Source organism: Pseudomonas tehranensis, from assembly GCF_014268615.1.
Classification (GTDB): domain Bacteria; phylum Pseudomonadota; class Gammaproteobacteria; order Pseudomonadales; family Pseudomonadaceae; genus Aquipseudomonas; species Aquipseudomonas tehranensis.
In genome coordinates, this window is sequence record NZ_JABWQV010000035.1 from 21,509 (window position 1) to 33,205 (window position 11,697).

The 11,697-nt window shown below is 59.2% G+C and carries 10 protein-coding genes; 7 read left to right on the plus strand and 3 right to left on the minus strand.

Annotated features, from left to right (window positions below; all coding sequences use genetic code 11):
* The first annotated feature begins 79 nt into the window (after window positions 1-79).
* The 3 genes from HU811_RS09175 (at window position 80) to HU811_RS09185 (ending at window position 4,203) form a co-directional block, all read left to right on the plus strand.
* Entirely contained in the window at window positions 80-1,351 is a 1,272-nt protein-coding gene (locus HU811_RS09175; protein WP_047228076.1) for a YeaH/YhbH family protein, read from the plus strand.
* Window positions 1,348-2,913, plus strand: a complete 1,566-nt coding sequence (locus HU811_RS09180) for a SpoVR family protein (RefSeq protein WP_092400907.1) — start codon at window positions 1,348-1,350, stop codon at window positions 2,911-2,913. Before HU811_RS09175 ends, HU811_RS09180 begins: the two co-directional genes overlap by 4 nt.
* A gap of 63 nt (window positions 2,914-2,976) precedes the next feature.
* Window positions 2,977-4,203 (plus strand): multifunctional CCA addition/repair protein, encoded by a 1,227-nt coding sequence (locus HU811_RS09185; RefSeq protein ID WP_186655396.1) that lies wholly within the window; start codon window positions 2,977-2,979, stop codon window positions 4,201-4,203.
* Between the two features lie 124 nt (window positions 4,204-4,327).
* Here HU811_RS09185 and folK read toward each other — a convergent pair whose 3' ends face one another.
* Together folK and folB are read right to left on the minus strand one after the other, a co-directional pair.
* Window positions 4,328-4,855, minus strand: coding sequence for a 2-amino-4-hydroxy-6-hydroxymethyldihydropteridine diphosphokinase (gene folK / locus HU811_RS09190; protein WP_092400902.1), 528 nt, complete (start codon window positions 4,853-4,855; stop codon window positions 4,328-4,330).
* Window positions 4,846-5,199 carry a dihydroneopterin aldolase gene (gene folB / locus HU811_RS09195; RefSeq protein WP_092400899.1) on the minus strand — a complete coding sequence of 118 codons (354 nt, stop codon included), beginning with the start codon at window positions 5,197-5,199 and terminating at the stop codon, window positions 4,846-4,848. Before folB ends, folK begins: the two co-directional genes overlap by 10 nt.
* 74 nt (window positions 5,200-5,273) lie before the next feature.
* On the opposite strand from folB, the gene plsY reads away from it, so the two are divergent.
* Entirely contained in the window at window positions 5,274-5,843 is a 570-nt protein-coding gene (gene plsY, locus HU811_RS09200) for a glycerol-3-phosphate 1-O-acyltransferase PlsY (RefSeq protein WP_092400896.1), read from the plus strand.
* Between the two features lie 10 nt (window positions 5,844-5,853).
* On the opposite strand, the gene tsaD is transcribed toward plsY, so the two are convergent.
* Window positions 5,854-6,879 (minus strand): tRNA (adenosine(37)-N6)-threonylcarbamoyltransferase complex transferase subunit TsaD, encoded by a 1,026-nt coding sequence (gene tsaD / locus HU811_RS09205; protein WP_092455656.1) that lies wholly within the window; start codon window positions 6,877-6,879, stop codon window positions 5,854-5,856.
* 199 nt (window positions 6,880-7,078) lie between these two features.
* On the opposite strand from tsaD, the gene rpsU reads away from it, so the two are divergent.
* The 3 genes from rpsU to rpoD all read left to right on the plus strand — a co-directional run bounded on the left by rpsU (window position 7,079) and on the right by rpoD (window position 11,645).
* The gene (gene rpsU, locus HU811_RS09210) at window positions 7,079-7,294 is read left to right on the plus strand and encodes a 30S ribosomal protein S21 (RefSeq protein ID WP_002551877.1); all 216 of its coding nucleotides are present in this window, start codon (window positions 7,079-7,081) and stop codon (window positions 7,292-7,294) included.
* A 477-nt stretch (window positions 7,295-7,771) separates the two neighbouring features.
* Window positions 7,772-9,730: a DNA primase gene (gene dnaG, locus HU811_RS09215; RefSeq protein ID WP_186655398.1), complete on the plus strand. Its 1,959-nt coding sequence runs from the start codon at window positions 7,772-7,774 to the stop codon at window positions 9,728-9,730.
* A gap of 67 nt (window positions 9,731-9,797) precedes the next feature.
* Window positions 9,798-11,645, plus strand: a complete 1,848-nt coding sequence (gene rpoD / locus HU811_RS09220; RefSeq protein ID WP_092400887.1) for an RNA polymerase sigma factor RpoD — start codon at window positions 9,798-9,800, stop codon at window positions 11,643-11,645.
* Window positions 11,646-11,697 lie beyond the last annotated feature (52 nt).

The window sequence follows — 11,697 nt, forward strand, 5'->3', positions numbered from 1 at the left end:
CGCGTAAGCCTGATATCCGGGTCAGCGCGTCTACTTGCAGCTTGTAGCTCACAACTTGAAGCTGCCCAGAGGGCCACCCATGAGCTATGTGATCGACCGACGCCTTAATGGCAAGAACAAAAGCACGGTGAACCGCCAGCGGTTTCTGCGGCGTTACCGTGACCACATCAAGAAGGCCGTCGAAGAGGCGGTCAGCCGCCGTTCCATTACCGACATGGAACATGGCGAGCAAATCAGTATCCCCGGACGCGACATCGACGAGCCGGTGCTTCACCACGGGCGTGGCGGCAAACAAACTGTCGTGCACCCCGGCAACAAGGAATTCACCAGCGGCGAACACATTCCGCGTCCGCAAGGCGGAGGTGGCGGGAGAGGTCCGGGCAAGGCCGGCAACTCCGGCGAGGGCATGGACGAATTCGTGTTCCAGATTACCCAGGAGGAATTCCTGGAGTTCATGTTCGAGGACCTCGAGCTGCCGAATCTGGTCAAGCGCAATCTGACCGGCACCGATACGTTCAAGACGGTGCGCGCCGGCATCAGCAATGAAGGCAATCCTTCGCGTATCAACATTATCCGTACGCTTCGCTCGGCCCATGCCCGGCGCATCGCGCTGTCCGGCAGCAGCCGGGCAAAATTGCGCGAGACAAAGGAGGAACTCGCCCGCCTGAAGCGCGAAGAACCCGACAATTTTGGCGATATTCAGGAGCTGGAAGCGGAGATCGAAAAACTTAGCGCGCGGATTCACCGTGTGCCATTTCTCGATACCTTCGACCTCAAGTACAACCTGCTGGTGAAACAACCCAACCCCAGTTCCAAGGCCGTGATGTTCTGCCTGATGGACGTGTCAGGGTCCATGACCCAGGCCACCAAGGATATTGCCAAGCGGTTCTTCATCCTGTTGTACCTGTTCCTCAAACGGAACTACGACAAGATCGATGTGGTGTTCATCCGCCACCATACCAGCGCCAGGGAAGTGGACGAAGAGGAGTTCTTCTATTCCCGGGAAACCGGCGGCACGATTGTCTCCAGTGCCCTGAAGCTGATGCAGGAAATCATGGCTGAACGCTATCCGGCCAATGAATGGAACATCTATGCCGCCCAGGCGTCCGACGGCGACAACTGGAACGATGATTCACCCATTTGCCGCGACATCCTGATCAACCAGATCATGCCGTTCGTCCAGTACTACACCTATGTGGAAATTACTCCACGGGAACATCAGGCCTTGTGGTACGAATATGAACGCATTGCCGAAGCGTTTTCCGACACATTTGCCCAACAGCAACTGGTTTCGGCCGGGGATATATACCCGGTCTTCCGTGAACTCTTCCAGCGCAGGTTAGTGACATGACCGCCAAAAAAGAGCAGAAGCGTCAACCCATCTCCACCGGCTCGGAATGGACGTTCGAGCTGATCCAGGCCTACGACCGCGAAATCAGCCGTATCGCGGACCGTTATGCCCTGGACACTTACCCGAACCAGATCGAGGTGATCACCGCCGAACAGATGATGGACGCCTACGCCTCGGTCGGCATGCCACTGGGCTATCACCACTGGTCCTACGGCAAGCACTTCCTCAGTACCGAGAAATCCTACAGCCGCGGCCAGATGGGGTTGGCCTATGAGATCGTGATCAACTCCGACCCTTGCATCGCCTACCTGATGGAAGAAAATACCATCTGCATGCAGGCCTTGGTGGTGGCCCATGCGTGCTACGGCCACAACAGCTTCTTCAAGGGTAATTACCTGTTTCGCACCTGGACCGATGCCAGCTCGATCATCGATTACCTGGTATTTGCCAAGCAATACATCATGCAATGCGAGGAGCGTCACGGCATCGATGCCGTGGAGGACCTGCTGGACTCCTGCCATGCGCTGATGAACTACGGCGTGGACCGCTACAAACGACCGTATCCGATTTCCGCCGAAGAAGAACGCCGGCGTCAAAAGGATCGCGAAGAACATCTGCAAAAGCAGATCAACGATCTGTGGCGCACCATTCCCAAAGGTGCCGACAAGTACAGCGAGAAAGACAACGCGCGCTTCCCTGCCGAGCCTCAGGAAAACATCCTCTATTTCATTGAAAAACACGCGCCGCTGCTGGAGCCGTGGCAGCGGGAGATCGTGCGCATCGTGCGCAAGATCGCCCAATACTTTTATCCACAGCGCCAGACCCAGGTCATGAACGAAGGCTGGGCCACGTTCTGGCATTACACGCTGATGAACGACCTGTACGACGAAGGCCTGGTCACCGACGGCTTTATGATGGAGTTCCTCACGTCCCACACCAGCGTGGTGTTCCAGCCCGGTTTCGACAGCCCGTATTACAGCGGCATCAACCCTTATGCGCTGGGCTTTGCCATGTACCGCGATATCCGGCGCATGTGCGAAAACCCCACCGAGGAGGATCGGCGCTGGTTCCCGGACATCGCCGGCTCGGATTGGTTGTCCGCCATTAAATTCGCTATGAGCAGCTTCAAGGACGAGAGCTTCATCCTCCAGTACCTCTCGCCCAAGGTCATCCGCGACCTGAAACTGTTCAGCATCCTCGATGATGACCAGAAAGATGACCTGCTGGTGCCAGCCATCCACGATGAAAGCGGTTATCGCGTCATCCGCGAGACGCTGGCGGCGCAATACAACCTGGGCAACCGCGAGCCCAACGTTCAGATCTACAGTATCGATCGCCGGGGCGATCGCTCGCTGACGCTGCGCCATCAGGCACACGATCGCAAACCGCTGGGCGATTCAACCGATGAAGTCCTCAAGCACCTGCACCGCCTCTGGGGGTTCGACATTCATCTCGAAACCTTGCAGGGCGACCAAGTGATGAAAACCCATCACGTGCCACCCAGAACCGAACAAACCGAAGGAGATTATGGCCGGCTGGACCTAGCCGTCATTCATCTTTGAACCCGTTTTCACCTCCGAACGCCTGGCGCAAAGGTTATCCTGTCAGACCAACGGAGGTTTTTTATGCAGATCTATAAAGTCGGCGGCGCCGTTCGCGATCGCCTGCTGGGCATTCCTGTCACCGACATCGATCGGGTCGTGGTGGGGGCTACTGCCGAGGACATGCTCGCCAAGGGCTTTCGCCCAGTGGGAGCTGATTTTCCGGTATTCCTTGATCCCAAGACCGGGGAGGAATACGCCCTAGCCCGCACCGAACGCAAAAGTGGCCGCGGTTATGGCGGCTTCGTGTTCCATGCCAGCCCTGAAGTCACCCTCGAAGAAGACCTGATCCGCAGGGACCTGACGATCAACGCCATGGCCGAAGATGACCATGGCAATCTTACCGACCCGTACCACGGCCAACGCGACCTCAAAGCCCGCCTGCTACGTCATGTTTCCCCCGCGTTCGCCGAAGATCCCCTCAGGGTCCTGCGGGTTGCCCGCTTTGCCGCGCGCTATGCTGCGCTGGGTTTCAAAGTGGCGGACGAAACCCTGGAACTGATGCGCCAGCTCAGCGACTCTGGCGAATTGCAAGCCTTGACCGCCGAGCGCAGCTGGAAAGAAATTTCCCGCGCCCTCATGGAAAAACAACCACAGGTGTTTATCCAGGTCCTGCGCGATTGCACAGCCCTCAAAGTCTTGATGCCCGAGGTGGATGCACTGTTCGGCGTGCCGCAACCCGAGGCCCATCACCCGGAAATCGACACCGGCGTCCACACTCTGAGCGTGCTGGAGCAGGCAGCCCTGCATGAACAGCCACTGACGGTCCGTTGGGCGTGCCTGTTGCACGATCTGGGCAAAGGGCAGACGCCCGAACATGAATGGCCGCGACACATCGCCCATGAGCACAAGGGGCTGAAGCTGATCAAAGCGGTCAATGAACGTTTCAAGGCGCCTCGCGACTGCCAGGAACTGGCGTTACTCGTCGGCCAATACCACACCCATGGTCATCGTGCGCTTGAGCTGAAGGCTTCTACCTTGCTTGAGCTGTTGCACAGCTTTGACGTCTATCGCCGCCCCCAGCGCTTCGAGGAGTTCATCGCTGCGTGCGAGATGGATGCGCGGGGCCGTAAGGGCCTGGAGAGTCGAAGTTATCCACAGGCGGATTACCTGCGGGGAGCGGCAACGGCCGCACGCGGAGTAGCGGTGCAGCCCTTGCTGGAAAAAGGCTTCAAGGGACCTGAACTGGGCGAGGCGATCAAGCGTGAGCGCCTCAAGGCGTTGAAGGCATACAAGGAAGCGACGAACTGACAGAGCTTGTGTCGGCTTGCATCTGGGGAGCATAGGCCGCCGCCATCGCGAGCGGGCTCGCTCCCACAGGATATCGCGGACCGCTCAGGGGCAATGTGGAAGCGAGCCAGCTCGCGCGATGACGTCAGAGGCCTGACAGCAGCTCAAAAGGCGTGAGCGGTACACCGCGCCATTCAAAAGCCACCGGCGCCAGCACCTGGTCAATCTGCGCCTCATCCCACAAAGTCGCGAAGCTTTTTCCCACGCCAGGATGAATCCGGTCGGGCGCAATCAATGACAACGGCCAAAGGACAAAGGCGTTCTTGAGGATTTCGGCGCGGGGCAGGATCAAGCCGTCGAAATTGCCGACCTGCTCGCCATACAACAACACGTCGATATCCAGCGGCAGCCCTTTGCGGTCCGGCGCATAACGACCATTGTCTGCCTCGATGAACTTGAGGCGACGGTCCAGCTCCATCAGCGGCAGATCCGTGTAGGCAGCTACGACGAAATTGAAAAAAGGCCCGCTCTTGATGCCCACCGGCTGGCTCTCGAACACCGCCGAACAGCGTATGTCCACCAGGAACCCGGCAAGGGCTTCAAGACCTGCGCACAAGTGGGCTTCGCGCTCGATATTGCTGCCGAGCCCGAGAAAAACCTGAGTCAGCGACATCCGCGCTCGATCTCCACGCCCACGCCCCTGGCGGCCGGCACAGCGCCGGGCTTGGTCAGTTTCAGACGCAGCCAGGTAATCTTGAACTCGTCCATCAACGCTTGGGCCAGTCGTTCGGCAAAGGTCTCAACCAACTGGTACTGGGCTTGCTCGGCAAATGCCTGGATGCGCGACGATACGCTGGCGTAATCGAGCGCCAGGGTCAGGTCATCGTCGGCGGCGGCCGGACGGTTATCCCAGGCGAAACTCAGATCCAGCCGCAGACACTGGCGGATGCCGCGCTCCCAGTCGTAGGCACCAATGACCGTGTCGACTTCCAGGCCTTCGATAAACACTCTGTCCAAGCACTCTTCTCCGCAGCACGACAAGGGCGCAATGCGCCGTTAGAATCAGGGCGTCCTCGCCCGGAATAGTTAGCATGTTTTGGTTACTGGCGACTTTCGCCTACCTGCTCGGCTCGCTGTCCTTCGCCATTTTGCTCAGCCGCCTGACCGGTCGCCCGGATCCGCGAATGAGTGGCTCGGGCAATGCCGGCGCCACCAACATGCTGCGCCTGGCCGGACGCAAACTTGCCATCCTGACCTTGCTTGGCGACCTCTGCAAAGGCCTTGTCCCGGTTCTGCTCGCCAATCTTGCAGGACTTTCGTTGCAGCAACAGGCCTGGATCGGTGTCTGCGCCGTCATCGGTCACTTGTTCCCGCTGTACTTTCGCTTTCGCGGCGGCAAGGGCGTCGCCACCGCCGCCGGCATGTTGCTGGGTCTGTATCCACCCGCCGCCCTGCTGGCCGTCGCTGCCTGGCTGCTGACGTTCTACCTGACCCGCACCAGCTCCCTGGCCGCCCTGATCGCCACGCCGCTGATCCTGCCATTGCTGGCCTGGCAGGAACCGACGGCCTTGCTGCCGGTGACCGCACTCGTTGCACTGATCGTCTGGCGCCACCGGGGCAATCTACGCGACCTGTTTGCCGGGCGCGAACGGCATTTTTAAACCGCACGCCTTACAGCGGTGACAACTGCTCCATGGGCCAGCGCGCCTGCACGCTGATTGCCAGGCTTTCGTGCTGGCCAGCTTGCAAACGTTGGCATCCGGCGAAGGCAATCATCGCCCCGTTATCTGTACAGAACTCCGGCCTGGCGTAGTAAACGTCGCCGTTCATGCTGCCAAGCATGTTCTCCAGTGACACGCGCAAAGCCTTATTCGCACTGACTCCGCCAGCGATCACCAGACGCTTGAGTCCTGCCTGTTTCAGGGCGCGCTTGCACTTGATGGTCAAAGTCTCCACCACCGCTTGCTGGAACGCCAGCGAGATGTCGCAACGGGCTTGCTCGCCGTCGTCTCCGGCGCTGACGCATTGCTGCCAGGTGTTCAGGGCGAAGGTTTTCAGGCCGCTGAAGCTGAAATCCAGGCCGGGGCGGTCACACATCGGCCGCGGAAAGACGAAACGCCCTTCAATCCCTTGGGCCGCCAACCGCGCGATTTCCGGTCCGCCCGGGTAATTGAGGCCCATCATCTTCGCAGTCTTGTCGAAAGCTTCACCGGCAGCGTCGTCCAGGGTTTCTCCCAACAGTTCGTATTGGCCGATGCCATCGACCCGGACCAACTGGGTATGACCGCCCGAGACCAACAAAGCGACGAACGGAAACTCCGGTGGTTGCGGCTCCAGCATCGGCGCCAGCAAATGACCTTCCATGTGATGCACACCCAAGGCCGGGATACCCCAGGCGAAGGCGAGCGCCTGGGCACAGGAAGCACCCACCAGCAGCGCGCCCACCAGGCCCGGCCCGGCGGTGTAGGCAATGGCGTCGATCTCGGTCGGCACACAGCCGGCCTCGGCCAGGACCTGGCGAATCAAAGGCAGCATGCGCTTGACGTGATCGCGGGACGCAAGCTCGGGTACCACGCCGCCATAGGCGCGGTGCAGGTCGATCTGGCTGAACAGTGCATCGGCCAACAGGCCGCGTTCACTGTCGTATAATGCGACACCTGTTTCGTCGCAGGAGGTTTCTAATCCCAGTACTAGCATGGGTTTGCGCCTTGTAGAGGCTGAATTCGAAGGCGCGCATAATAGTCGTCACGTTGTGCCCCGACCAGCGGTTTTCGATCAGAGGCTTTGCATTCCGAGCGATGAGGGGTTAACATCCGCAACCCTTAAAAACCGACGTCTTCAAGTGCTCTTTTGCCGCGAGGATGTTGACCCCGGTAATGAATGAAGGTAGCTCTGGATGCCAGCCGTCAAAGTAAAAGAGAACGAACCCTTCGACGTAGCTCTGCGTCGTTTCAAGCGCTCCTGCGAAAAAGCCGGTGTTCTGGCTGAAGTTCGTAGCCGCGAATTCTACGAGAAGCCGACTTCCGAGCGTAAGCGCAAAGCAGCAGCCGCTGTTAAGCGTCACGCCAAGAAAGTTCAGCGCGAACAGCGCCGCGCCGTACGTCTGTACTAATACACAGACGTCCGTAGCAAGCTTCTGCCAAGCCCGGCCCTCAAGCCGGGCTTATGGCATTTGCGGAAAACGCTTGATGCTTCACCGTCAAAGTCGCACATGCGACCGAGACAACCTGCTTTACCACGTCAGACCTGGCTCTTTTGCCAGCGGTGCACGTCTCTTCTGACGAGCCTTCCAAGGCTACTGACGAGCACACCCCTGATTCCTCTAACGACGATCAGCCCAAGGCACCTGCTTGCGTGCCCACCTGATGATCCGAGGCCTGAACGGCCGTTACCGGACTCAGCGCAACATATTCAAACAGTCGAATACTGATTAGTGATTAACGTCAGTGGACTATCGGCAGATACACTTCCCGACAGCGATGATGCAGACGACCCGGTCGAGCCACCGTTTTACCGTGCCTCAAGACCAAGAGTCGGTTACGCCTGCTGATTTCGGGTCCATATTTCGCGCAGTGATGATGAGAACGCCATGGCCGGGCTGATTCCCCAGAGCTTTATTGACGACCTCCTGAACCGCACCGACATCGTCGATGTGGTCAGCTCTCGCCTGCAAATGAAAAAAGCCGGCAAGAACTACACGGCCTGCTGCCCATTCCACAAGGAAAAGACCCCTTCCTTCAGCGTCAGCCCCGACAAACAGTTTTATTACTGCTTCGGCTGTGGCGCTGGCGGCAATGCCCTCGGTTTCATCATGGACCACGACAACCTGGATTTCCCCCAGGCTGTCGAAGAACTGGCCAAAGCCGCGGGCATGGAAATTCCCCGCGAGGAAAGTGGCCGAGCGCACAAACCGCGCCAACCAACCGACTCGCCGCTCTACCCACTGCTGACCGCGGCGGCCGATTTTTATCGTCAGGCCCTCAAAAGCCATCCCGCCCGCAAGGCAGCAGTGGATTATCTCAAGGGTCGGGGCCTGACCGGCGAGATCGCCCGGGACTTCGGCCTCGGCTTTGCCCCGCCCGGTTGGGACAATCTGTACAAGCACTTAAGCAGCGACACCTTGCAGCAGCGCGCGATGATCGACGCCGGCCTGCTGATCGAGAATGCCGAAACCGGCAAGCGTTATGACCGCTTCCGCGACCGGGTAATGTTCCCGATCCGTGACACGCGCGGACGGATCATCGCATTTGGCGGCAGGGTCCTGGGCGACGACAAGCCCAAGTATCTGAACTCCCCGGAGACCCCGGTATTCCATAAGGGACAGGAACTCTACGGGCTGTACGAAGCGCGCAAGAACAACCGCAACCTCGACGAAATCATCGTCGTCGAAGGCTACATGGACGTGATCGCCCTGGCCCAGCAAGGTTTGCGCAATGCCGTTGCTACCCTGGGCACCGCCACCAGCGAAGAACACATGAAGCGCCTATTTCGCGTCGTGCCCAGCGTGCTGTTCTGCTTCGATGGCGATCAAGCCGGCCGCAATGCCGCCTGGCGAGCACTGGAAGCGACGTTGCCATGCCTGCAGGATGGCCGGCGAGCGCGCTTTCTGTTTTTACCCGAGGGCGAGGATCCGGATACCCTCGTGCGCTCCGAAGGCACCGATGCGTTCCGCGCGCGGATCAACCAGCACGCGCAACCGCTGGCCGATTATTTTTTCCAGCAGTTGACCGAAGAAGCCGATCCACGCTCCCTCGAAGGCAAGGCTCACATGGCCACCCTCGCGGCACCGCTGATCGACAAGGTACCTGGCGCCAACTTGCGCACACTGATGCGCCAGCGTCTGACCGAAATCACCGGCCTGAACAGCGAGGCGGTCAATCATCTGGTCCACAGCGCCCCCCAGGAAGCACCGCCGGCTTACGACCCAGGTATTGATTACGACGCGATGCCGGATTTCGCCGACTATCATCAACCTCAGCAGGACTACGCGCCTGCGCAGGAATGGACCCCCAAGAAACCGGGCAGCGGCGGCAAGAAATGGGACAAAAAACCCTGGGACAAGAACGGTAAGCGCGGCGATCGCGACCAGCCACGTGCCCCGCGCGTGCCGGCTGCCGTCGAACCACCAACACTGGCCGCCCTGCGGACTTTGCTGCACCACCCGCAACTGGCTGAAAAGGTCGAGGACGCCGGGCACTTCGCCGCCGAGGACCACAGCAATACGCAATTGCTGATCGCACTCCTTGAAGCCGTGCAGAAGAACCCCAAACTTAACTCTTTCCAGTTGATCGCCCGGTGGCACGGCACCGAACAAGGGCGCCTGTTGAAGGCCCTGGCCGAGAAGGAATGGCTGATTGATGGAGACAACCTTGAACAACAGTTTTTCGACACCATTACTAGCTTGTCCGCCCGCCAACGCGAGCGAAATCTGGAACAACTTCTGCGAAAAGCTCGCCAGAGCGAGTTGACCAGCGAAGAGAAAAACCAATTGCGCGACTTACTCAGCCGCAATGTTTGCGCATCAAACCCGACCTCAACTGGCGCGTGAGGTCACAGCTCAGGTATAATCCTCGGCTTGTTTTTTGCCCGCCAAGACCTTCAGTGGATAGGGTGTTATGTCCGGAAAAGCGCAACAGCAGTCTCGTATCAAAGAGTTGATCCTATTGGGTCGTGAGCAGGGCTACCTGACTTACGCGGAGGTCAACGACCACCTGCCGGAGGATATTTCAGATCCGGAACAGGTGGAAGACATCATCCGCATGATCAACGACATGGGGATCAACGTATTCGAGGTTGCTCCAGATAAGGATGCCCTTATGCTGGCCGACGCCGATACCGACGAGGCGGCCGCTGAAGAAGCGGCCGCAGCGTTGGCAGCGGTCGAGACCGACATTGGTCGCACCACCGATCCCGTGCGCATGTACATGCGTGAAATGGGTACGGTAGAGCTCCTCACGCGTGAAGGCGAAATCGAAATCGCCAAGCGCATTGAAGAAGGCATCCGCGAAGTGATGGGCGCAATCGCGCACTTCCCTGGCACGGTTGACCATATTCTCTCCGAGTACACCCGCGTCACCACCGAAGGTGGCCGCCTGTCCGACGTCCTGAGCGGTTACATCGACCCGGACGACGGTATCGCGCCGCCTGCAGCCGAAGTGCCGCCGCCGATCGACGCGAAAGCCGCCAAGGCCGACGACGACACCGATGACGACGACGCCGACGCCAGCGACGACGAAGAAGAAGCCGAAAGCGGTCCGGATCCGGTCATCGCTGCCCAGCGTTTCGGCGCCGTGGCCGACCAGATGGAAATCACCCGCAAGGCGCTGAAGAAGCATGGCCGCAACAACAAGCAGGCAATTGCCGAGCTGTTGGCACTGGCCGAGCTGTTCATGCCGATCAAACTGGTGCCAAAGCAATTCGAAGGCCTGGTCGAGCGTGTCCGCGGCGCCCTGGATCGTCTGCGTCAGCAAGAGCGCGCGATCATGCAACTGTGCGTGCGTGATGCCCGCATGCCACGTGCTGATTTCCTGCGTCAGTTCCCTGGTCACGAAGTCGACGAAAGCTGGACCGATGCACTGGCCAAAGGCAAAAGCAAATACGCTGAAGCCATTGCCCGCCTGCAACCGGACATCGTTCGTTGCCAGCAGAAACTGACCGCGCTGGAGGCCGAAACCGGCCTGACCGTCGCTGAGATCAAGGACATCAACCGTCGCATGTCGATCGGTGAGGCCAAGGCCCGCCGCGCGAAGAAAGAGATGGTCGAAGCGAACTTGCGTCTGGTGATCTCCATCGCCAAGAAGTACACCAACCGCGGTCTGCAATTCCTCGATCTGATCCAGGAAGGCAACATCGGCCTGATGAAAGCGGTGGACAAGTTCGAATACCGTCGCGGCTACAAGTTCTCGACTTATGCCACCTGGTGGATCCGTCAGGCGATCACTCGCTCGATCGCCGACCAGGCCCGCACCATCCGTATTCCGGTGCACATGATCGAGACCATCAACAAGCTCAACCGCATTTCCCGGCAGATGTTGCAGGAGATGGGCCGTGAACCGACCCCGGAAGAGCTGGGCGAACGCATGGAAATGCCCGAGGACAAAATCCGCAAGGTATTGAAGATCGCCAAAGAGCCGATCTCCATGGAAACCCCGATCGGTGATGACGAAGACTCCCATCTGGGTGACTTCATCGAAGACTCCACCATGCAGTCGCCGATCGATGTCGCCACCGTTGAGAGCCTCAAGGAAGCGACTCGCGAAGTACTCTCCGGTCTCACTGCCCGTGAAGCCAAGGTACTGCGCATGCGTTTCGGCATCGACATGAATACCGACCACACCCTTGAGGAAGTCGGTAAGCAGTTTGACGTAACCCGCGAGCGGATTCGTCAGATCGAGGCCAAAGCCTTGCGCAAATTGCGCCACCCGACGCGAAGCGAGCACCTGCGCTCCTTCCTCGACGAGTGACGTTAAAAACCCCCGGCCCTGCCGGGGGGTTTGTTATGTGCAGATAAAATGC

What these genes read in the sequence shown, in the direction of transcription:
- HU811_RS09185 (WP_186655396.1), top strand. Translation starts at nt 2,977, where the DNA reads ATGCAGATCTATAAAGTCGGCGGCGCCGTTCGCGATCGCCTGCTGGGC.
- folK (WP_092400902.1), bottom strand. Translation starts at nt 4,855, where the DNA reads ATGTCGCTGACTCAGGTTTTTCTCGGGCTCGGCAGCAATATCGAGCGC.
- tsaD (WP_092455656.1), bottom strand. Translation starts at nt 6,879, where the DNA reads ATGCTAGTACTGGGATTAGAAACCTCCTGCGACGAAACAGGTGTCGCA.
- HU811_RS09175 (WP_047228076.1), top strand. Translation starts at nt 80, where the DNA reads ATGAGCTATGTGATCGACCGACGCCTTAATGGCAAGAACAAAAGCACG.
- HU811_RS09180 (WP_092400907.1), top strand. Translation starts at nt 1,348, where the DNA reads ATGACCGCCAAAAAAGAGCAGAAGCGTCAACCCATCTCCACCGGCTCG.
- dnaG (WP_186655398.1), top strand. Translation starts at nt 7,772, where the DNA reads ATGGCCGGGCTGATTCCCCAGAGCTTTATTGACGACCTCCTGAACCGC.
- rpoD (WP_092400887.1), top strand. Translation starts at nt 9,798, where the DNA reads ATGTCCGGAAAAGCGCAACAGCAGTCTCGTATCAAAGAGTTGATCCTA.
- rpsU (WP_002551877.1), top strand. Translation starts at nt 7,079, where the DNA reads ATGCCAGCCGTCAAAGTAAAAGAGAACGAACCCTTCGACGTAGCTCTG.
- plsY (WP_092400896.1), top strand. Translation starts at nt 5,274, where the DNA reads ATGTTTTGGTTACTGGCGACTTTCGCCTACCTGCTCGGCTCGCTGTCC.